The following is a 23,564-nucleotide window of genomic DNA, read 5'->3' as shown; positions in this document are numbered from 1 at the left end:
GGTCGAGGATGTCTGATTCATGCTGCCGGCCTGTCGTCGATGATAGGAGCAATCCATTCTTCATGACGCAGGCCGCGCGGTCCATATACCGGACGGCCAATGCATACGCATCGCAAGGCCGCGCACACCGTCGCACCGACGCTGCGCGCGCCGCCCCTCATGGCAACCGGAAAGTGTCAAAGAACGTATCGCGCTCGATCACGGTGAGCGCCGCGCGCTTGTGCGGGAAATCGAACTCCTTCAGCGTGTAGAACCCGAGCCGATGCATGTACGCGATATGCCGCACGTGGTCGACGCGCGGCTCGCCGACGAGCCGCTGCGTGCGCGGCTCGTCGACGAACATGTAGTGCAGCACCCCGCTCCACCACGCATGCAGCTTGCCGGCGCTCTGAAAACGCGAGTCGCCGATCAGCAGGTGCAGCCCGCGATCGTAGTCGTGCGCATCGTAGAACGGCGCGAGGCGGTCCTCCTTCGCCCAGTAGAACTCGAAATAGCCGAACGGCGTGTCGTCGAAATAGCCGATCATCGGGTGCATGTGCGGGTCGGCGAGCCGTTCGGCGAGATACGCCGCATGCTCGTCGCGCGTGCCGCGCTGGTCCCAGAAATGCGCGACACGGTCGAGGTTCATCCAGGTGCTGAACAGGTCCGCGTGCGCATCGATGTCGACGGTGCGCAGGCTGAACGTCATGCCGACCTGCGGCATCGCGCGGGCATAAATCTCGCCGGCCGGCGACGGCGGCCGCACCGGATGCCGATGGCCGTTCGTGATCGCGTAGCGCAGCGGCATCCCGCCCGACGCGGGCGCCTTCAGCCACGGCCGCGGATTCTGCCAGAACGTCGTGCGCGATACGGTGAGCCGCAGCGTGTCGCCCGCGACCTGCGCGCCGTCGATCACGCCTTCGCGCACCGCACGCGCGACGTACGATGCCACGGCCGCCGCATCGGCACCGCCGAGCGGCACCGAGATCGTCGCCGCATCGTGCCGCGTGTCGGTGTTGAACAGTGCGACGAAGGTCGCGAGCAGCGCGTCCGGCGCGTCGTCGGGCCGCCATGCGTCGAGCGCCTGCTCGACGACGGCCGCCGCTTGCCCGTGCGCGGCGCCGTCGAGCGCCGCGGCCACTTCACCTTCGACGGCGTCGGCCGTGCCGGCCGGTTTCGTCAGCGTGTCCTGCATCACAATGCTCCCGCGTCGTGGCGATCGGCGAGCACGTGCAGCCCGCGTTCGAGCGCCGGAAACAGGCTGCGCTGGAAGTTGTTCCAGCGCAGTTCGAGAATCGTGTCGTCCGGCGCGATCGGCGTGTCGAGCACGTCGCAGATCACCTCGCCGGAATCGATACCGTTGTCGACGTAGTGGAACGACGCGCCCGTCATCGTCACGGGTTCGACGGACGACGTCGCACCGGTGGCCCAGTCGACCCGTTCGCCGCGTGCGCCGTGCAGCGCGTCGAGCGTCGCCCATGCGCCGCGCCGCTGGTACGGCGAATCGTCGGCCGTGATGCCCGGGTGGATGTTCGCGATGCGACGGTGAAAGCGCGCGCCCGGCCGCACGAGTTCGTCGAGGATCACGAGCAGCCCGTCGAGCACGACGATGTCGGCGTCGAGTTCGAGCAGGCGTTCGAGCAGGCGGCGCTCGAATGCCTGTTTGCCGGTCACGCGCTCGCGCGCGTCGCGCGGCAGCCGCCGGTACGTCGACGCGATCGTGCAGAACAGTTCGTCGACGGGCCGGCCTTGCACCGTCAAGCCTTCCGGCAGGATCCACGGGCGGCCCGGCGTGCGTGCGAACCCGTAATCGGCCACTTTCGCGCGGTCGGATGGCGACCCGTCGTCGTCGTCGACGATCACGCCCTGGAGCGTGTAGCGTTCGCCGAGCGGCGAATCGTTCAGGCGTTCGACGAGGAATTCGAGCGGCGCCTTCATGTAGCGCGTGCCGCCCCGATAAGCGACCGGCTGGCCGGCACGATCGGCCGCGCCGTTGCGCAGCGACTGGATGTAGACGAGATTTTTCTTCGGCATGGAGGCGTCGTGGAAAAAAGCGGACGAAGGCGCCGCGGCCGGCCCGCGCCGGCCACGAAGGCCGGCCGGCGAGCGGCGGCGCGCGACGTCACCAGTTGTATTTCGCGGTCGCGATCACCGTGCGGTCGGTCCCGAAAATGCAGACGTTCGTCGATTGGCAACCGCTGATGTAATGGCGATTGAACAGGTTCGTCCCGTTCACGGCGAAGCGCCAGTTACGCGTGTCGTAATGCAGGCCCGCGTCGAACAGCGTGACGCTCGATACCGTCAGCGAGTTGTCGGCCGCACCGGCCGACGCGCTCTGGTAGCGAATGCCGCCGCCGAGGCCGAAGCCGGCGAGCGGGCCGGTGTGCCACGTCCAGTCGGTCCACAGCGACGCCATCTGGCGCGGACGCGGAATGTCGACCGGCCAGTTGTTCAGCGAGACATCGTTGGCCTGCACGTTCTTCACGTCCTGATAGACGTACGACGCGATCACCGACAGGTTTCGCGTGACCTTGCCGGTCGCGCTCAACTCGATCCCGCGCGAACGCACTTCGCCCGTCTGCACGGACTTCGTGCCGGTGTCGTCCTGGCTCGGCAGCGCCGGCGTCAGCACGTTGGTCTGGTTGATCTGGTAGATCGCCGCGTTCAACATCAGGTTCTTGCCGGGCGGCTGCCAGCGCAGGCCGGCCTCGATCTGCTTGCCGCGCGTCGGCTGCGGCAGCCCGCCGCCGAGCAGGTTCACGCCGATCAGCGGATTGAACGACGTCGCGTAGCTGACGTACGGCGACAGCCCGTAATCGCCCTGGTACGTGAGGCCGACGCGGCCGGTGAACGCCGTGACGTCCGCCTTCGTCGACGTGCCGGCCGCGCGGTCGTCCATCCGCATGTTGACCCAGTCCTCGCGGCCGCCGAGCGTCAGCGTCCAGCGGTTCCACTTGATCTGGTCCTGCGCGTACAGGCCGAACGTGTTCATCGTCGTGTACGTATTCGTGCGGTACGTGGTGTTCGGATCCGAGAACACGGCCGTCGTGACCGGCGTATAGACCGGGTTGTACAGGTTCAGTGTCGGCGCGGCGGCCAGCCATTCGCTGTCGGTCGTGGTCTGACGGTTGTACTGGAAGCCGAGCAGCAGCGTGTGCTGCAGCGGCCCCGTCGCGAAGCGGCCCTCGAGGTTGTTGTCGATGTCGAAGCGGCTGTAGTTCATCTGGAACACGCCGGCCCAGCGATTGACGGTGGTCAGCGTGTCGTCCGAGAAGCCGTTGCCCCACACCGAACCGTTGTCGAGCGACAGGTGCATCAGGCGCGTGTTCTGACGGAACGTCCAGGCCGGCGTCAGGTTGCGCTCGAACTGGTAACCGACCGACCACTGCTTCTTGCGGTAGTAGTTGAAGTTGCCGTCGCCTTCGTAGATGTCCTTGTCGATCTGGCCGTTCGGGTTCGGCAGCACCGTGCCCTGCGCGGGCAGGAAGTTCGACGAGATGTCGCCCCAGTCCTGCAGGTAGGTCGCGGACAGCGTCAGCGACGTATCCGCGTCCGGGCGCCAGCGGAACGACGGCGCGAGTGCGACGCGCTGATCGTTGTTCGGTCCCGTCAGTGCATTGCCGTCGCGCGCGACGCCGACGAACCGGTACGCATACTTGCCGTCCGGATCGAGCTTGTCGCCGACGTCGATCATGAACTGCTTGCGTGCGTAGTTGCCGATCTGCACGCCCGCTTCGCGCACGCGCTCGCCGTCGGCGAGCTTGGTGTGCACGTCGATGATCGCGCCCGGATCGCCCGCGCCGTACAGCACCGAGGTCGGCCCGCGCAGCACGCTGATGCTGTCGATCATGTACGGATCGACGCGCCAGCTCGCGAGGTTGATCGTGTTCGGCACCTGCAGCCCGTTCACGTAGGCGGTCGGCGTGAAGCCGCGCAGCGCCGCGTACCAGTCGGAGCGGTTGTCCGATCCGTACGACGAGAAGCCCGGCACGTAGCGCAGCGCCGCGTTCACGTCGGTGGCGCCGGTCATCTCGATCTGCTGCGCGGTGACGACGTTGATCGTCTGCGGGATCTCGTTGAGCGGCGTGTCGGTCTTGGTGCCGGTCGTGCTGCGCTTCGCGACGAGCCCGACCGTGCCGTCTCCCACCGAGGCCGCGTTGACGGTGATCGCCGGCAGCGTGCCGTTTTGCGCGCCCGTCGACGGATTCGCCGTCGCACCGTTTTGCGCACTGCTCGCCGACGCCGCGGCGCCTGCGTTCACGGCCGGCGCCGTCTGGGCGTAAGCGTGCCCTGCCGCCGCCGTACCGAACGCCACGCTTGCCGCGGCTGCGATCGCACGCAAACGCGTGCCTGTTGCCCACTCCATCTTCTTCTGCTCCACTTTTTTCATGCGGTCTCCGACCGCGCCTTTGTCAAAGAGCGAAAGCCATCCGGCCCGCGCTCACCCCGTTGTTCGGTCGTTTTTCATGCGTTGCCCGGGCCGCGCCTTCGTCATGCGCGGACGCGATCCCGTCTTCGAGCGACGCGCAGATTTCGTCCGCGCGGCGCGCCAGTACCGACAGCAGCGTGTCGGACAGGCCGTGGCTGTCTTCGCAGCAGCCTTGCAGATAGATGCGCGGCGCGAAGTGCTCGGGCGTCGCGAGCAGGTAGTCGCGCGTCACGTCGCCGCGCGCGAGCGCATCGCCCAGATGCGGCGCGAGGCCTTCGAGCAGCGCCGAATGCGTGTCGCGGCGGTAGCCGGTCGCGAGCACGAGCGCGTCGAAGCGCTCGACGCGCGTGATGCCGCTCAACCGGTCGCGCAACGTCAACTCGATGCGGCCGTCGGCGGTGCGCACCGCGGCCTCGATCGCGCTGTTCGCGAGCAGCGCATGACGCGGCGTGCCGTCGATGCGCTGCAGGTACAGCATTTCGTAGATCTGCTCGATCAGCGGCCGGTCGACCACCGCGTAGTTCGTGTCGCGATAACGCTCGAGCAGCGCGCGGCGCGCATCGTGCGGCTGCGCATAGACGACGTCGGTGAATTCGGGGCTGAAGATTTCGTTGACGAACGGGCTGTCGTCGGCCGGCTTCAGCGCGCCTGCGCGCATCACGAGGCTCGCGTCGACGTGCGGGAAGCGGCGCGCGAGGTCGATGAACACCTCGGCCGCGCTCTGCCCCGCCCCGATCACCGCGACGCGACGTCGCTCGCCGTCGGGCGACGCGACGAGCCGGTCGATGTCGGTCAGGTAGGATGACGAATGGATCACGCGGTCGCGGCCGAGCGCGGCGAACGCATCCGGAATCGCCGGCGTGCCGCCGACGCCGACCGACAGCGCACGCGTGACGCGCTGGCGCTCGTGGCCGGCCGCGTCGCGCGACAGCACGCGCAGTGCGTCGATCCTTGCCCCCTCGCCGCGCACGGGTTCGATCCCGAGCACGGTCTCGCTGTAATGGACGCGATCGTCGAACGCGTCGGCCACCCAGCTCAGGTAGTCGTGGAATTCGACGCGGGTCGGATAGAAATTCTTCAGGTTCACGAATTCGTTCAGCCGGCCGCGTTCGAACAGGTAGTTGATGAACGTGTAGCGGCTTTTCGGATCGCGCATCGTGACGAGATCCTTCAGAAACGAGATCTGCATCCGGCAGTCGTCGAGCAGCATCCCGCGATGCCAGCCGAATTCCGGCTGGCGCTCGATGAAGCAATGAGCGAGCGCGTGCACGCCGCCGCGCTCCGCGAGGCGCACGGCCAGCGCCAGATTCGACGGCCCGAAGCCCACGCCGATCAGGTCGAATACGGTTTCTCTCTGCATGTCTCAGCTCCCTTGTCGGTGAATCCGGCCCGTCAGACGTGACGGCCGGAGAAGAACGTCTCGCGCAGCGTGCGCATCCACAGCGGCTGCGCGTCGGCCAGCGCGAGACGGCGCTGCCGTGCGAAGCCGTGCCGCGCGAGATGGTCGGCAACCCGCGTGTGGCCGACCGGAACGGCACAGCCGACCGCATCGGTACGCAGGTCGTCGAGAAACAGGTAATGCACGACGGACGGCAGCCAGCCGGCTACGCGGTGCGGGCCGCGCCAGCGCGGCTCGCCGACCAGCATCCGCAGCCCGCGGTCGTAGTCGCGCGCCGCGACGTGCGGCGCGAGCGCGTCCTCCTTCAGCCAGAACGCTTCGAAATACGCGAACGGCTCGCCGTCGAAGCAGCCGACGAGCGGCGTGACGTGCGGATCGGTTTCCTGCGGGCCTGCCGCGCCGCATGGCGCGGGCCGTGCGCCCGGCCAGCCGTCGCGCACACGCGGTTCGTCGAACCAGCGCGCGAGCCGCTCGGCATCCTCCGCCGGCTGCCAGCTGCGCAGCGTGAAGCGCACGCCGAGCGCCGGCAGGTCGCGCGCGTAGACGTCGCCGCGCGGCGCGGGCGGCCGGAGCGGATGACGCCGGCCGTCGGTGATCGTCGGCAGCATCGCGCACGGCGGAGGCGCGCCGACGCGCCACAGGTCGGCCTGTTGCGCCCAGCCGTCGCGCACGCAGCGGCCGCCGTCGGCGAGGACGCCGCTCGCGCGCAGCGCGTCGAGCGCGACCGCCGGCCAGGCGGCCGGGTCGAGCCGGATCGCCGCGTGGCGCGCGCTGTCCGAGAACGCCGCGGCCAGCGCGGCCAGCAGCGCCCGCCGCTGGTCGGCCGGCGCCGCGCGATGGTTGTAGGCGACGAGGCGCAGCGCGCCGTCGTCGCCAAGCTGCGCGCGCAGCAACTGCGCGCCGATCCCGTCGCCCTGCGCGACGCGGATCTCCACGCCGTCGCGCACGGCGAACAGGCCGTCCGCGAACGCGAGGCGGTAGGTATCGAGCATCGTGAATCCGTCCGGACGCACCTCAGCCAGCATGGCGCGCCTCCTGTCCCGTTTGCGCTTGCGCATCGAGCCGCGCGCCGAGCGCCGCGAGCGTCGGCGCCGCGAACACGTCGGCGACCGTCAGCGCATGGCCGGCACGGCTTGCGGCATCGACGAAGCGCACGACGTCGAACGACGTCGCGCCGGCTTCGAACAGGTCCGCATTGGGCTCGGGGGCGGCCGTCGCGAACGTGTCCGACCACAGCGCGGCGAGCACGGCAGCGGCATGCGACGGCATGGCGTGGATCCGTGTCGCGCCGTCGGCGCGTGCGCCGAACGCGACGCGCGTATCCGCGCGCTCATCGGGCGTGCCGAGCACGGCTTCCGACGCACCGGCGAAACGCGCGACTTCGTCGTGATACAGATCGACGAGCGTGTCGACGAAATCACGCGCGAGCAGTTCGTCCGCATACGAGAACGCGGCGCTCACGCGGCCGTCCGGATGCTCGACGACGTCCAGCTCCAGCGTAAACACGACACGATGGCGCACGTCGTCGAATTCGGCCAGCGACAGGCCGGCCCAGTCGCGCGCGGCCGCACCCGTCGGGCGCAGGTAGTTGAACATCACCTGGAACAGCGGATTGGCCTGCGCGGCACGCGGCGCACGCAACGCGGCCACCACATCGGCGAACGGCACGTCGGCATGCGCATACGCGGCGAGCGCCGTGTCGCGCACCTGTGCGAGCACGTCCGCGCGGCGCGCGGCCGGGTCGATGCGCGTGCGCACGACGACCGCGTTGATGAACAGGCCGAGCGCCGCGCGGGCCGCGTCGCCCGTGAGCGCGCGCGTCGACGCGAGCACGCCGACCGGCTGGTCGGCCACGCCCGTCGCGCGGAACAGCGCGGTGTTGAGCGCCGCGTGCAGCAGCATCGGCAGCGTGGCGTGCGACGCCGACACGGCGTCGCGCGCGGCGCGAATCAGTTGGCCATCGAATTCGAACGCGATGCGGGCCGCGCGCCATTGCGGCACGGCCGGCGCGTCGGCACGCTGCGGCAGCACGCGCGACGGCAGATCGGCGAGCGCATCGCGCCAGTACGCGACACGCGCCGGATGGCAAGGCGCCGGCAGCACGAGCGGCAAGGCCGGCTGCACGGCTTCGTCAGGCTGCACGGCGCCGCGCCGCACGCGGGCGACATAGCGGGCGCGCACCGCGTCGAGCCACAGCTCGATCGATTCGCCATCCGACACGATGTGGTGAATCGTCACCGACAGCACGTGATCGTCCGCACCGAGCCGCAACACGCGAGCGCGCCACAGCGGCGCGTCGGCCGCGAGGTCGAACGGTGCGAGCGCATCCGCGTCGGTCAGCGCGGCCGCGCGGGAGAGCGCATCGGCGTGGGCCGACAGGTCGGTCACCGGCAGATCGACGGCAATGTCCGCGTCGATCCGCTGGCCCGGCAGCGCGCCGTCGCGAGCGACGAGCCGCGCACGCAGCGCCGGATGCACGGCCGCCGCATCCGAGAACGCCGCGCGCAGCGCCTCGACATCCAGCGGGCCGCGCACGCGCAGCGCGACCGGAATGTTGTACGCGGCGCTGTCCGGTTGCGCGCGCCACAGGAACCACAGGCCGAGTTGCGCGGGCGACAGCGGCCATACGCCATGCGCGTCCGGTTTGACCACCGCGACGCCCGGCGCCGCGGCGCCCGCATGCGCTGCGCGCGGCGCATCGGCCACCTGCAGCGCGTATTGCGCAAGCACGGGCGCCTCGAACAGCGCACGCACCGGCACGTCGCGGCCGAGCCGTTCGGCCACGCGCGTCGCGACGCGCACGGCCGCGAGCGAATGACCGCCGAGATCGAAGAAGTGATCGCCGCGGCCGACGCGCTCCAGGTTCAGCACGTCGCACCAGATCGCCGCGAGCACGGCTTCGTCGCCGTCGTGCGGCGCCTCGTACTCACGTTCGATACGCACCGGCGCCGGCAGCCGCGCGCGGTCGACCTTGCTGTTCGCGTTGCGCGGCAGCGCGTCGAGCACGATCAATTGCGCGGGCACCATGTAATCGGGCAGCGTGCGGCGCAGATGCACGTCGAGCGTCGCGGCTTCGACCGGCTGCGCGGCTGCCTGCGCGTCGGCGGTCAGTTCGACGTACGCGACGAGTTGCGCGAGCGCGCCCTGCCCGTGCACGACCGCGCATGCTTCGCGCACCGCGTCATGTGCGGCGAGCTGCGCTTCGATTTCGCCGAGCTCGATGCGCAGGCCGCGCAGCTTCACCTGGTGATCGACGCGGCCGATGAAATCGAATACGCCGTCCGCGCGGCGCCGCACGAGGTCGCCGGTGCGGTACAGTCGCGCGCCCGGCGCGCCGTACGGATCCGGCACGAAACGTTCGGCCGTCAGCGCCGGGCGGTCGAGGTAGCCGCGTGCGACGCCGATCCCCTCGCCGCCCAGATACAGTTCGCCGATCACGCCGACCGGCAGCGGATGCAGCCGCGCGTCGAGTACGTGCGCGGTGCGCGCGCCGACCAGCGTGCCGATCGGCAGATACGCGGCGTCGCCGAGCTTCGCGAGATCGTCGCCGGGGCGAAACATCCACAGCGTCGGCGTGATGACCGTTTCGGTCGGGCCGTAGCCGTTGACCACGCGCACGTTCGGCAGCGCACGGCGCAACATCGCGAACGCCTCGCGCGACGTCGCCTCGCCGCCGACGGTCAGCGAACGCAGCGTCGGCGGCGCGCCGTGCGCGAGCGCCCATTCGGCGAGCTGTGCCGCGCAGCCGGGTGGCACGTAGGTCATCGTCACGCCGTCGCGGATCATCATCGCGCAGGTCTGCGCGGGCGGCCACAGCACGTCGGCCGTCACCGACACGGCGGCGCCCGACATGTATTGCGAAAACCAGCCTTCGTGCGCACCGTCGAAATTGACCGACTGGAACAGCAGGAACACGTCGTTCTCGCCCGCGCCGTAACGCTCGGCGATCGCCGCGCAATGCAGCGCGAACGACGCGTGGTCGACGATCACGCCTTTCGGCTTGCCGGTCGAGCCCGACGTATAGATCGCATAGGCCGCGTGGCCGGGCAGCACGTCCGGCAACGCGACGTGCGCGGCTTCGTCGAGCGCATCGATCGCATCGGCGCGCCACACGCGCAGCGCAGGCAGTTCGGGCAGCGACGCGGCGCTCGCGGCGTCGGTCAGCACGTGCGCGATGTTCGCGTCGCCGACGATCTGCGCGAGCCGTTCGCGCGGGTGAGCCGGGTCGAGCGGCACGAACGCGGCGCCCGACTTCAGCACCGCGATCAGCGCGACGAGCAGGTCGACCGAGCGCTGCAGCGCGACGCCCACGCGCATCTCGGGCCGCACGCCGGCCGCCACCAGATGGCGCGCCAGGCGCGCCGCGCGGTTATCGACTTCGCCGCGCGTCAACGCGCGATCGACATCGGCGACGCCGCGTGCGTCGGGCCGCGCGTGCGCATGCGCGGCGATGCGCACATGCACCGGAACGAACGGCTCGGCAGCGGTCGCGCCGGCCGGCGCGTTCCACGCGAAGAGCTGCGCGCGTTCGTCGGCAGGCAGCCAGTCGAGATCGCCGATCGGCATGTCGGGGCGCGCGAGCGCATCGGTCAGCAGCGTGACGAAGCGCGCAGCCAGCCGTGCGATCGCATCCGCGTCGAACAGATCGAGCGCGTAGATGAAAGCAGCGTCGAAGGTGCCGTCCGGCGTCGCTTCGACGGACAGCGTCAGGTCGAATTTCGCGGACGGCGTGCCCGACGGCAGCAACGCGGCCGATGCCGAGCCGAGTGCCGGCAGCGCGCGGCGTTCGCCGTACGCGGCCATCACCTGGAACAGCGGATGATGGCTTGCACTGCGCGGCACGCCGAGCGCGTCGACCACCTGCTCGAACGGCACGTCCTGATGCATCTGCGCGTCGACGAGCGCGCGCTGCGTACGCGCGACCATCGACGAGAAATCGCCGTGCGCGGGTACGTCGACGTCGATCGCCAGCGTGTTGACGAAGAAACCGATCAGGCCCGCGACTTCCGCGCGCTCGCGGTTCGCGGCCGGCACGCCGACGCAGATCCGTGCGTCGCCGGTCGCGCGCGCCAGCAGCGCGTCGAGCGCGGCGAGCAGCACCGCGAACGGCGTCGCGCCGGACGCGGCCGCGAACGCGCGCAACCGCGCACCGATGCGCGCATCGAGCGAAAACACATGACGCGCGCCGCGCGCACTGCGCCGCGCCGGCCGCGCGGTCGCGCCGGGCAGCGTCAGCACGCCGCGCTGCGGATCGAGCCGCTCGCGCCAGAACGCGAGCTGACGGTCGCGTTCGCCGGCGTCGAGCCAGCGGCGCTGCCACAGCGCGTAGTCGGCGTACTGGATCGGCAGCGGCGCGAGCGGCACCGGCTCGCCCGACGCATACGCGCGATAGAACGCCGCGAGTTCGTCCAGCATCACGCCCGACGACCAGCCGTCCGACACGATGTGATGCACGGTGAGCGCGAGCCAATGATGCGTCGCGTCGAAGCGAATCAGATGCGCGCGCACGAGCGGCGCCGCCTCGAGATCGAACGGTTCGGCTTCGTCGGCCGTCGCGAGCGCTTGCGCGCGCGCCACGCGCTGCGCATCCGGCAACGCGTCGAGATCAGTTTCGCGCCACGGGCAGCGCAACGGCGCGTGGATCGTTTGCGCGACGCCGTCCTGCGCTTCGTCGAAGGTCGTGCGCAGCGCCTCGTGGCGCGCAATCAGCGCATCGCATGCGAGACGCAGCGCATGCACGTCGAGCGGGCCCGTCAGCGCCAGGCGCTCGGTGATGTGGTACGCGTCCGGCGCATCGATCAGCCGCGCGTGCAGCCACAGCCGCGTCTGCGCGAACGACGCCGGCACGCGGTCGCTGCGCGGCGTGCGCGGCGGGATCGGCAGCACGCGGAAGTCGATGCCGGCCGCGCCGAGCTTGTCGATGAAGACCGCGCGCTGCGCGTCGGGCAGTTGCGCGAAACGCGTCGCGAGCGCGAGCCAGTCGGGTTGAACCTTCGTCATCCGTCGTCCTTATTGGGTTTCCAGTTCGCCGAGCAGCGCGTCGATCGCGCTTGCCGCATCGGTTGCGCCGCGTGCCGCGCAGGCCGCGTCGATCGCTTCCGCGCAGCGCGCCAGCGTGCGCGTGTCGAACAGCGTGCGCAGCGGCAGCGCGAGCCCCCAGTGCAGGTTGGCCTGCGCGTGGGCCTGCGTCGCGAGCAGCGAGTGGCCGCCGAGCAGGAAGAAATCGCCGTCGCGGCCGATCGCGTCCACGTGCAGCACGCGCTGCCAGATTTCCGCGAGCGCACGCTCGGTATCGGTCGCGAGTTCGATGGCTTCGGTCGCTTCACGCACCGGCGCGGGCAACGCATGGCGGTCGCACTTGCCGTTCGGCGTGACGGGCAATGCATCGAGCTCGATCAGTTGCGACGGCACCATGTACGCCGGCAGTTGCGCACGCAGCGCGTCGAGCAACGCCGCGCGGTCGAGCGGGCCAGCGCCGCCGCGGGCGACGTAGCCGATCAGTTGCTCGTCGCGCACGATCACGACCGCATCGTTGACCCCCGGCGCCGCGCGCAGCAGCGCCTCGATCTCGCCCGGCTCGATTCGCTGGCCGCGCAGCTTCACCTGCGTGTCGACACGGCCGAGGTAGTCGAGCGCGCCGTCCGCGCGCCGGCGCGCGAGGTCGCCGGTGCGGTACATGCGCCCCCCCGGCACGAACGGATCGGGCACGAAGCGCTCGGCGGTCAGCGCCGGACGGCCGAGATAGCCGCGTGCGAGGCCCGCGCCCGCGAGATACAGTTCGCCGGTCGCGCCGGCCGGCACCGGCTGCCACGCGGCATCGAGCACGTGCAGTTGCAGGTTCGCGATCGGATGGCCGATCGGCACCGCGGCCGCACGCGCGTCGTCGGGGCCGCAGGTCCAGTGCGACACATCGATCGCGGCTTCGGTCGGCCCGTACAGGTTCACGAGCGTCGCGTTCGGCAAGAGGCGCGCCATCTTCGCGACGAGTTCGGGCGCCAGCGCCTCCCCGCTCGCGACGATCAGGCGCACGCTGTCGCATTGCGCGGCAGCCGCGAAATCGTCGAGATGCGCAGCGAACGCGGCGAGCATCGACGGCACGAAATGCAGCACCGTCACGCCGTGCGCGTGGATCGCGGCGGCCAGACGCGCCGGATCGCGGTGATCGCCCGGCGCGGCGATCGCGAGCTTCGCGCCGATCGCGAGCGGCCACACGAATTCCCACACCGACACGTCGAAGCCGAACGGCGTCTTGTGCAGCACGACGTCGTCGCGCGTCAGCCGGTACGCGTGCTGCATCCACGCGATCCGGTTTGCGAGCGCGCCGTGCGTGTTGCCGGCGCCCTTCGGCTTGCCGGTCGAGCCGGACGTGTAGATCAGGTACGCGAGCTGCGCGTCGTCGATCGCGGCGGCGTGATGGTCGGTATCGCCCGCTTCGTCGGCCAGCAGTTCCGCGACCGTCAGCAGTTGCGTCTCGGCGCCCTCGCCCAGCGCGGCCTCGACCTGTTCGCGCAGATGCGCCTGCGTGATCGCGACGGCCGGCCGCGCGTCGCGCAGCAGGTAAGCAATGCGTTCGGCCGGATAGTCGGGATCGACCGGCAGATACGCGGCGCCGGCCTTCAGCACGCCGACGAGCGCCATCACCATGTCGAACGAGCGCTCGACGCACAGCGCGACCGGCGTATCGGGCTGCACGCCGCGCCGGCGCAGCGCAGCGGCGATGCGCGACGTCGCGGCGTCGAGTTCGCGATAGGTCGCGCGCTGCACATGGCCGCGAGCGTCCGCGTATTCGAGCGCGGTCGCGTCGGGCGTCGCCCGTGCCGCGTCGCCGAATTGCAGGTGCAGCGGCTGCCGTCGTTCCACCGGCCAGGTACACGCGGTGTCCTGCACACGCGTCAGCGCATCGCGGGCCGCATCGTCGGCGATCGACAGCGTGCCGAGCCGCGCGTCAGGCGTACGGGCCAGCGCATCGAGCGCGCAGGCGAAGGCGCGGTGCCAGGTCTCGACCTGACGCGCGTCGATGCGCGCGGTGTCGTAGCCGTAGTCGATCGTCAGTTCGACGCCGGTTTCGATCACGAGCGTCAGCGCGAAATCGGTCGCTTCGATGCTGCGTACGCCGCTCAACGCCAGCCCGCGCGGATCGGCATCGCGCGCGGTGTCGTCCACCGGATAGTTCTCGAATACGACCAGCGTATCGAACAGTGCGCCGCCCGCCCCGCGCGCCCAGCGCTGGATGTCGGCGAGCGGGGTGTGCGCGTGTTCGGCGGCGGCCGCGTTCTCGCGTTGCAGCGTTTGCAGCCAGTCGGCCGCCCGTTGCTGCGGCGCCGGCGCGGTGATCACCGGCAGCGTGTTGATGAAAAGACCGAGCACCGAGTCGACGTCCGCGAGCGCGTCGGGACGGCCCGCGACGGTCGCGCCGAACGCGACGGCCGGCTGGTGCGTCATCCGCTGCAGCGCGAGCGCCCATGCACCCTGCACCAGCGTGTTGACGGTCAGTTTCAACGCGCGGGCGGTCTGCGCGACGCGCGTCGTCGTGTCGGCATCGAGCGTCGCGCGCCACGTGACCATCTCGGCATCCGCGCGGTCGGCCGTGCGTTCCGCGATCAGCGTGGGCGCGTCGAGCCGCGCCAGGCGCTCGGTCCAGAAGCGCTCGTCGGCATCGCGATCGCGCGTGCCGAGCCACGCGATGAAGTCGCGATAGCGCAGCGCCGGACGGCTCGCGAACGGCGACACGGCGTCCGGGTCGCGGTAGTCGCGCAGCACGTCGGCGAGCAGCCGCGCGGTGCTCCAGCCGTCGAGCAGCACGTGGTGACGCGTCCATACGACGCGCCATGCGTCGTCCGTCACGCGGATCAGCGTGAGCCGCATCAGCGGCGGCTCGCGCCAGTCGAAGCCGCGTGCGCGGTCGGCCGCGAGCCACGCGTCGAAATCGGCGTCGAGCGTGTCGCCGCGCGTGCGCCAGTCGAGCTGCTCGACCGGCATGCGCGCGTGACGATGCACGCACTGCAGCGGCGCGGCTTCGTCCGGCATCACGCTCGTGCGCAGGATGTCGTGACGCGCGACGGATGCGTCGAACGCAGCCGCGAGCCGGTCGGCGTCGAGCGCCGTTGCGGTCGCGACGAGCTGGTTCACGTAGCTCGCGTGGCCGGGCGCGAACAGCGCATGGAACAGGATGCCCTGCTGCATCGGCGACAGCGGATACACGTCGTCGATCGCGCGCCAGTCGAGCGGCGCGCGCTCGATCGCGGCCTGCGTGAGACCGGCCGCCTGCGCGAGCGGGAAATCGCCCGGCGTCGCGCCGGCGCCGCGATGCGCGACGCGCGACGCGCAGGCGTCGACGAGTTCGCGCAGCGCGGCCGCGAAGCGTTCGGCGAACGCGTCGATCGTCGCGCGTTCGAATTGCGGCGCACCGTAGACCCAGTGAACCTTCAGCGTGCGCACACCGTCGCCGTCCGCGTCGAGGTACGCGTGGATCGCGAGCGTATTGCCGAGCGGGCCCTGCGGGTCGCGCTCGACGCCGGTGCCGCCGAAACGCGGGACGAGCATTGCATCGCGCGGCGCGTCGAACTGGCCGAGATAGTTGAACGTGACACGCGGGCGCGGCACGGCGGCCAGCGTCGCGCGCGTCGCCGTATCGCCATGGTGAGCGAGCACGCCGAAGCCGAGCCCCTTGTGCGGCACCGCGCGCAGCGTGTCCTTGACCGCGCACAGCGTGTCGCGGGCCGTCGCTTCGACCGGCAGCGTCACCGGGTAATGACTCGTCAGCCAGCCGATCGTGCGGCTGGCATCCGCGTCGTCGAACAACGCCTCGCGGCCGTGTCCTTCCAGCTCGATCCGGCACGATGCGGCGCCGCGCGCGCCGGCCAGCGCCAGCACGAGCGCCGCGCCGAGCAGCTCGATCGTCTGCGTGCGATAGGCCGCGTGCGCGTCGGTCAGCGCGGCACGGGTCAATGCCGCGTCGATCGTCTGCACGACGACTGCCGCGTCGGCGTTCGTCGCCGCTGCGTCGGGGTGATCGGGCACGATGTCGTCGCCCTGCGCCATGCCGGCCCAGTAGGCGGCTTCGGCTGCGAACGGCGACGCCGGCTCCGTTGCGGCGCGGGCGAGCCGCGCGGCCCATGCGTCCGCGCGCAGGCCCGGTTGCGACAGGCGGATCGGCGTGCGCTCGCATGCGGCGCGATAAGCGGTGTCCAGGTCGTCGAGCAGGATCCGCCACGACACGCCGTCGACGATCGCATGGTGAATCGCGAGATAGAGCCGCGTCGAACCGTCCGGCAGCCGTGCCGCGCACGCGCAGGCGAGCGGCCCGCTGCCGAGGTCGAGACGGCGTTGCAGCGCGTCGAAACGTGCCAGCGCGTCGGCTTCGTCGCGAGCGGCGGCTTCGACGAACGGCAGCGCGTCGTACGGCTTCGCCGCATCGCTCGCGTGCCACGTGCCGTCCGCGCCGCGCGCGAAGCGCTGACGGAATGCGTCGTGATGCGTGAGCAGCGCGTCGAATGCGCGGGCGAACGCGTCCGCGTCGAACGCGCCGCGCACATCGAACGACACCGACTGGTTCCAGTGGCCGCGGTGCGGGATATCGAGCGCGAAGAAGCGTTGCTGCGCGGGCGTCAGGATCGACGTGGCAGCCGGCAGCGCGACGGCAGTCGCGTCTGCGCTTGCAGGCCGGGCGGCGATGGCCGTGTCGTCCGTTTTTGCGATGCGTGCGAGTTCGGCGACGGTCGGCCCGTCGAACAGTTGCTTCGGCGTGAAGCGCACGCCGCGCTTGCGCGCACGGGCGATCACCTGCAGCACGAGGATCGAATCGCCGCCGAGTTCGAAGAAATTGTCGTCGCGGCCGACTTTCGGCGCCTTCAGCACGGCTTGCCAGACGTCGGCGAGCACCGTTTCGACCGCGCCCTGCGGCGCATCGCCGGACGCGACCGCGACCGGCACGGCCGCCAGTTCGCGCAATGCCGCGCGATCGATCTTGCCGTTCGCCGTCACGGGCAGACGCGCCAGCGCGACGAATTGCGCGGGCACCATGTAGTCGGGCAGCTTCGCGGCGAGCGCGGCGCGCATCGCGGCCTCGTCGAATGTCGCGCCGTCGCGCATCACGACGAACGTCGCGAGCCGCAGGCGGCCATCGTGCTCGATCGCGAGCGTTTCGGCCTGCGCGATCGGGCCGGCCGCGCGCACGGCCGCACTCACCTCGCCCGGCTCGACTCGGTAGCCGCGAATCTTCACCTGGTCGTCGATACGGCCGAGGAAAACGAGCCGGCCGTCCGCGCGCAACCGCACGCGGTCGCCCGTGCGATACAGCCGCGCGCCGGGCGTGAACGGATCGGGCACGAACCGTTCGGCGGTTTGCGCGGGGCGTCCGAGATAGCCGCGTGCGACACCCGGCCCGCCCAGATACAACTCGCCCATCGCGCCTGCCGGCACGCAGGCGCCGAACGCGTCGAGCACCAGCGCGCGCGCATTCGGCAGCGGCACGCCGAGCGGCACGCCGCTCGCGGGATCGCGCGCGCCGGCGGCGATCGACGCAGTGTCGCACGCGATCGCGCCGACCGTCGCTTCGGTCGGCCCGTAATGGTTGATCACGCGGCAGGCCGGTGCGAGCGCGGCCAGCCGCGCGACCAGCGCCCACGTGAGCGTTTCGCCGCCCGTCACGAGCGCGTGGCGCGGCAGCACGTCGGCCGGCGCGCGCGCATCGAGCAGCGCCTGCAGGTGGCTCGGCACGATCTTCAGCACGCCGACGTCGCGACGGCGCATTTCGTCGGCGAACAGATCGGGATCGAACGCACACGCGGCCGGCAGCAGGTGCAGCGTGCGGCCCGCGCACAACGCGCCGAACAGCGTCGTGTGACCGAGATCGGCAGCGACGGTCGAGACCATCGCGAACGACGCGTCGGGTGCGAACGCGAGTTCGTCGAGCATCCCCTGCACGTAGTCGGCCAGCGCGCCGTGCGAGACGACGACGCCCTTCGGCGCGCCGGTCGAGCCCGACGTATAGATCAGGTACGCGCCCTGTTCCGGGTGCGGCGCGGTGCGCACGCCGGCCGCATGGGCGAGCGTCGTGTCCTGCACGAGCGCGTCGACGTCGAGCGGCTGCGCGTCGATGCCCGCCGGCCACGCAGCCGGCTCCGCGACGAGCGCCCAGCGCGCACCGCAGTCGGCCGCCGCCGCGGCGAGTCGCGCGGCCGGCTGCGCGGGGTCGAGCAGCACGGCCAGCGCGCCGGCTTTCAGCGCGCCGAGCAGACCGACGACGAAACGCGCCGAGCGCTCGATGCAGACGACGACGGCCGCCTCGGCGGCCACGCCGCGTTGCGCCAGCGCCCGCGCGATGCGGTTCGATGCGTCGTCGAGCTCGGCGAACGTCAGCGAAGTCGATGCGTCGGAAAGCGCGATGCGATGCGGATACGCGGCCGCCTGCCGGGCGAATGCGGCGACAATGTCGGCATGTTCGACTTGCAGCGCACGGCCGTCGCGCGGCTGGCGCGACGCGGCCGAAGCATCGCACGGTAGCGTGGCCGTCGTGTGCTGCGGATCGCGCGCGGCCGCGCCGACGAGCGCCGCATAGCTGTCGAGCCATGCGCGCGCAGTATCGGCGTCGATGCAGTCGGTCGCATACGCCGCGACCAGTTCGATCCCGTTCGCGTCGTCGGTGAAATCGAGCGCGAAGTCGAAGCGCGCGGCGAGATCGGGGCCCGGCGTCGCGACCGCCGTGGCGCCCGGCAGCACGCTGTCGTGCCGTGCGTCGAACTGCTGCGCGAACTTCACCCGCAGCCATTCGTCGCCGCGCTTGACGGGCGGCTTCACCGCGTCGACGACGCGCTCGAACGGCACGTCCTGGTGCGCGACCGCATCGAGCGCCGCGGTACGCGCCGCGTCGACGAGCGCGCGGAACGGCAGCGTCGGTGCCACGCGTACGCGCAGCGCGACCGTATTCAGGAAAAGGCCCAGCAGCGCACGCGTTTCGGGACGCTGGCGATGCGCGACCGGCACCGCGACGACGACGTCCGTTTCGCCGGTCAGGCGCGACAGCCATGCGTCGAGCGCCGCCAGCAGTACCGTGAAGACGGTTGCCCGTGCGTCGCGTGCGAGTTGCCGCACGTCGGCCGCGACCGCATCGGGCAGGCGCACCGACACGCGCGCGCCGTGCAGCGTGCGTACCGCGCCCGGCTGGCGATCGACCGGCAGCGCGAGCGGGCCCGGCACGTCGCGCAACGCGCCGCGCCAGTAGTCGAGCTGGCGCTCGCCCTCGCCGCCGGCCAGCACGTCGCGCTGCCAGTCCGCGTAGTCGGCGTACTGGATCGGCAATTCGGGCAGCGACGGTTCGCGGCCTTCGGCATACGCGCGATACGCAGCCGACAGTTCGTCGAACGCGCAGCGCGAGCTCCAGCCATCGGTGATCGCGTGATGCGCGGTCAGCAGCAGGCGATGACGATCGTCGGCGAGCGCGATCAGCGTCGCGCGCAGCAGCGGGCCGCGCGCGAGGTCGAACGGCTCGGCCGCGTCGCGCTCGGCGAGACGGGCGGCTTGCGCGTCGCGGGCGGCCGGCGGCTGGTCGCGCAGGTCGACCGCGACGATCGGCACCGGCAGATGCGCATGAATCCGCTGCATCACGACGCCGTCGTCGTTGTCGACGAGCGTCGTGCGCCAGGCTTCGTGACGGCCGATCACGTGATCGAGCGCCCGCTGCAACGCGTCGCGGTCGAGCGCGCCGTCGATCGTCCAGTGTGCGGCGATGTGATACGCGGCGCTGGCGCCGCGTGTTTGCGCGAGCACCCAGAAACGTTGCTGCGCGAGCGATGCCGCACGGTCGATGTGCGGCGCACCCTGCGCACCCGGCGCCGCCGCATCGGCCGCCGCACGGCGCGCGGCAATCGTGGCCACCGGTTCGCCGGTCTCGCGTTCCGCCCGGTCGAGCGTTGCGGCCAGTTCGGCGAGCGCCGGATCGGCGAACAGCGTATCGAGCCGCAGATTCACGCGCACGGTGGCGCGGATCGCGGCCTGCAACTGCATCGCGGCGAGCGAATCGGCGCCCAGCACGAAGAAGCGATCGTCGCGCGACGGCGTGACGTCGAGGCCCAGCAGCGTCTGCCAGAGGCCCGCGATCTGCCGTTCGGTCGGCGTGCGCGGCGCATCGCCTGCGCCTTGCGCCGTGTCGCGCGCGGCGGCAATCCGCTCGCGCAGCGCGGCACGGTCGAGCTTGCCGTTCAGCGTGTACGGCAGCGCATCGCAACGCACGAACCGGTGCGGCTGCCAGGCGGCCGGCAATTGCGCGGCCACGTGCGCCTTCAATGCGGCATCGTCGGCCGCCGCGCGCAGCGCGACGCACGCAATCAGCCGCGTCGGCCCGTTGGCGGTTTCGGCCACCACGGCCGCGTCGGCCACGGCCGGGTGCGAGCGCAGGCATGCGGCGATTTCCGCCGGCTCCACGCGCACGCCGCGCACCTGAACCTGATCGTCGAGGCGGCCGAGAAAGTCGAACGCGCCGTCGTCGCGCAGGCGTGCGAGGTCGCCCGTGCGATAGACGCGCGCGCCGGGTTCGCCGTGCGCATCGGGAATGAAACGTTCGGCCGTGAGCGCCGCGCGACCGTGATAGCCGCGTGCGACGCAGACGCCGCCGAGCAGCAGCTCGCCCACGCCATCGGCTGCGGCGCCGCCGATGCGTGCCACGCGCGGGCCGATCGCGCGGCCGATCGGCAGCGACGCATACGCGTCGTCCGCGGCCAGCACCGGCGTTTCGCCCGGTTCGACCGGCCACAGCATCGGCGAGATCACGGCCTCGGTCGGCCCGTAACCGTTGATCAGGCGGACTGCCGGGAACGTGCGGCGCACGAATTCGAACGCCTGCTGCGGCAGCGCTTCGCCGCCGAACGCGAGTACGCGCAGTGCCGGCGGCACGCCGTCGCGCGCGGCGACGGCCGCGAATTCGCGCAGGTACGCGGGCGGAAATGCGGCGACGCTGACCGCTTCGCGCACCATCAGCGCATGCGCGGCGTCCGGCGCGAACGGCTGCGGCGGCGCGACGACGATGCCGGCGCCGACCGCGAGCGGCGCGAGCCAGCATTCGTGCGCGGCGTCGAAATTGACCGACGCGAAATGCAGCAGACGGTCGCCCGCCTCGATCGGCAACGCGGCCGCGAGCGCGTCGCAATGCGCGGCGAGCGGCCCGTGCTCGACGACCACCGCCTTCGGCGTGCCGGTCGAGCCCGACGTATAGATCATGTACGCGGCCGAACGCGGGTGCACGGTCATCGTGTCGTCATCGAACGCATCGTCCTGCGCGACACCCGATGCGTCGGCCGTCGCGTCGAACGCGTGTTCGAACGGCGTGCCGAGCGCCGCACGGCCGGCGGCGTCGACGATGCCGTGCCGCAGTTGCGCGTCCTGCACGATCCAGTCGAGGCGTGCGGCCGGATGGCGCGGATCGAGCGGCACGAACACGCCGCCCGCCTTGAGCACGGCCAGCAGCGCGACGAACAGTTCGCACGAACGCTCGACACATACGCCGACCCGCACTTCGGCGCCGACGCCGGCCGCGCGCAGGCGCCGGGCGAGTTGCGATGCACGTGCGTCGAGCGCACCGCGCGACAGGCGCAGGTCGTTCTGGAAAGGCACCGCGATCGCAGGTGCGTCGGGCGCGATGCGCGCCAGTGCGCGGATTCGGTGATGCAGCGCAGTCGGGAAACTCGTCATGTGCGTGAAGTCCTTCGGTCCGGCCGCTTCGGCCAAGTCTCGGGGCCGCTTGGGGCGGCTTCACTGGTGTGACGAACGACGCGGCCGATTTTTTACCGTTTTGCGCGCAAAGTGCATGCGACCGCTTTTTTTGACGACGGGGCTAAATATTTGCGCGGCCCGTTCGTCTATCAGGGAGGAACGCCGCAACGGGGCAAGCCCCGCCCGCTGCGTTCGCGTCAGATTCGCCGTTTTTCGCGTTATTGCCCGCCTTCCCTTTACCGACGTTGCCGATGACAGCCGCCCACGAGCCCTCCTCCCCGCCGTCCCTCGACGCTTCCCCCGCCCGCCCCGCGGCGCGCCTGATCCTTGCGCTGCTGCGCGAAAGCCGCGTGTCGCTCGCGCTGGCGCTCACCGCATGCGTGCTGAACGGCGTCGCGAGCGTGCTGCTCGTCGCGACGCTGAACCGCGCGCTGTCGCAACCGGGGGCGGCCGATGCATCGCTCGCGTGGCGCTTCGCGTTGTGCGCGGTGATCGCGCTCGTCACGCGGATCGTGTCGGGCACGCTGTTTGCCCGCCTGTCGCAGGACACGATGGCGCGGCTGCGCGTGCATCTGGCGCGGCGCGTCGGCGCGGCCGAATTGCGCGACATCGAGCGAATCGGCGCCGCACCCGTGCAGTCGGTGCTGACCGACGACGCGACCAACGTGTCGATGCTGTTCTTCGCGTTGCCGAACCTGGTCATGCACGGCTCGATCGTGTTCGGCTGCCTCGGCTATCTGGCGTGGCTGTCCTGGCCCGTGTGCGTGCTGGCGCTGGCCGCGATCGTCGCCGGCTCGCTCGGCTATCACACCGGCGACCGCCGCGCGATCGCGTCGCTCGAAGCCGCCGGCCACGCGCAGGACCGCCTGTTCGGCTATCTCGGTTCGCTGTTCTCCGGCGCGAAGGAGCTGAAGCTGCACGATGCGCGCGCACGCCAGTTCGTCGACGGCCAGCTCGGCGCCGCGATCGGCGAGGTGCGCGACCACCGCCGCCGCGCATTCAGCGCGTATGCGGTCGGGGTCGGCTGGATCATCTTCCTGTTCTACGTGTTCCTCGGCGTCGCGTCGTTCTGGCCGCAGCTCGGCGTGCATGCCGACCCGGCCGCGGCCGCCGGCTACGTCGTCGTGTTCCTGTTCATGCTCGTGCCGCTCGACGGCCTGCTGAACAACCTGCCGACCGTCAACGCGGCGCGCGTGTCGCTCACGCGGATCGAAGGCGTGATGGCCGAATTCGGCGCGCTGCGAACGGTGCCGCCCGCGGCCGATGCGCCCGACGTGCCGCCGGCCGGCGCCGTCACGCTGCGCGGCGTCACGCACGCGTATTTCCACGAGCGCGACGAACGGATGTTCAGCATCGGGCCGATCGACCTGACGATCAAGCCGGGCGAGCTCGTGTTCATCGTCGGCGGCAACGGCAGCGGCAAGACGACGCTCGCCAAGGTGCTGACGGGGCTCTACGAGCCCGAGCAAGGCACGATCGAGGTCGATGGCCGCACGATCGGCTGGCGCGAGCGCGCAGCCTACCGGCAGCGTTTCAGCGCGGTGTTCAACGATTTCCATCTGTTCGATGCGCTGCTCGGCATCGTCGACCCCGACGATCCGTCGCGCGCACAGGCCGATGCGCGGGCGAACGCGCTCGTCGCGAAACTCGCGCTCGACCACAAGGTGAAGGTGGTCGACGGCGCGTTCTCGACGCGCGCGCTGTCGACCGGGCAGCGCAAGCGGCTCGCGCTCGTCGTCGCATACCTGGAGGATCGTCCGTTCTACCTGTTCGACGAATGGGCGGCCGACCAGGATCCGTCGTTCAAGGCCGTGTTCTACGAGCAATTGCTGCCCGAGCTGCGCGCGCGCGGCAAGGCCGTGATCGTGATCACGCACGACGACCGCTACTTCGACCTCGCCGACCGTCTGCTGAAGCTCGACAACGGGCGCATCGTCAGCGACACGCAACCGGCGCGCGTGCGTGCGCAGGATGGCGTCGATGCGCTGAGCGCGTAACGCGGCGGTCGATCGAAACATCGCCGGCACGCTGCACTGGCAGTGTGTCGGCGAT

At 71.1% G+C, this 23,564-nt stretch carries 8 protein-coding genes; 1 reads left to right on the top strand and 7 read right to left on the bottom strand.

Annotated elements, in window-relative coordinates; all coding sequences use genetic code 11:
* Window positions 1-157: 157 nt before the first annotated feature.
* From WS89_RS06115 to WS89_RS06085, 7 genes are all read right to left on the bottom strand, one after another.
* Window positions 158-1,174 carry a GNAT family N-acetyltransferase gene (locus WS89_RS06115; protein ID WP_059498939.1) on the bottom strand — a complete coding sequence of 339 codons (1,017 nt, stop codon included), beginning with the start codon at window positions 1,172-1,174 and terminating at the stop codon, window positions 158-160.
* On the bottom strand, window positions 1,174-2,013 hold the full coding sequence (locus tag WS89_RS06110) for a N(5)-hydroxyornithine transformylase PvdF (RefSeq protein ID WP_059498940.1): 840 nt from the start codon (window positions 2,011-2,013) through the stop codon (window positions 1,174-1,176). Before WS89_RS06110 ends, WS89_RS06115 begins: the two co-directional genes overlap by 1 nt.
* Before the next feature lie 88 nt (window positions 2,014-2,101).
* Window positions 2,102-4,369, bottom strand: coding sequence for a TonB-dependent siderophore receptor (locus WS89_RS06105; RefSeq protein ID WP_059789864.1), 2,268 nt, complete (start codon window positions 4,367-4,369; stop codon window positions 2,102-2,104).
* A 22-nt stretch (window positions 4,370-4,391) separates the two neighbouring features.
* Window positions 4,392-5,768 (bottom strand): lysine N(6)-hydroxylase/L-ornithine N(5)-oxygenase family protein, encoded by a 1,377-nt coding sequence (locus WS89_RS06100; RefSeq protein ID WP_059789862.1) that lies wholly within the window; start codon window positions 5,766-5,768, stop codon window positions 4,392-4,394.
* Window positions 5,769-5,800: 32 nt separating this feature from the next.
* Entirely contained in the window at window positions 5,801-6,832 is a 1,032-nt protein-coding gene (locus tag WS89_RS06095) for a GNAT family N-acetyltransferase (protein ID WP_059789860.1), read from the bottom strand.
* Complete coding sequence (locus tag WS89_RS06090) at window positions 6,822-11,807, bottom strand: non-ribosomal peptide synthetase (RefSeq protein WP_059789857.1); 4,986 nt, start codon at window positions 11,805-11,807, stop codon at window positions 6,822-6,824. Before WS89_RS06090 ends, WS89_RS06095 begins: the two co-directional genes overlap by 11 nt.
* A gap of 9 nt (window positions 11,808-11,816) precedes the next feature.
* Window positions 11,817-21,491, bottom strand: coding sequence for a non-ribosomal peptide synthetase (locus WS89_RS06085; RefSeq protein WP_059789957.1), 9,675 nt, complete (start codon window positions 21,489-21,491; stop codon window positions 11,817-11,819).
* A gap of 272 nt (window positions 21,492-21,763) precedes the next feature.
* Between WS89_RS06085 and WS89_RS06080 the strand changes: the two genes are divergently transcribed.
* Window positions 21,764-23,509: a cyclic peptide export ABC transporter gene (locus WS89_RS06080; RefSeq protein WP_059789854.1), complete on the top strand. Its 1,746-nt coding sequence runs from the start codon at window positions 21,764-21,766 to the stop codon at window positions 23,507-23,509.
* Window positions 23,510-23,564: the final 55 nt, after the last annotated feature.

It is taken from the genome of Burkholderia sp. MSMB1072 (genome assembly GCF_001524725.1).
Taxonomy (GTDB): domain Bacteria; phylum Pseudomonadota; class Gammaproteobacteria; order Burkholderiales; family Burkholderiaceae; genus Burkholderia.
Note: the sequence above shows the minus strand (reverse complement) of the source record. Positions and strands in the feature narration are given on the sequence as shown.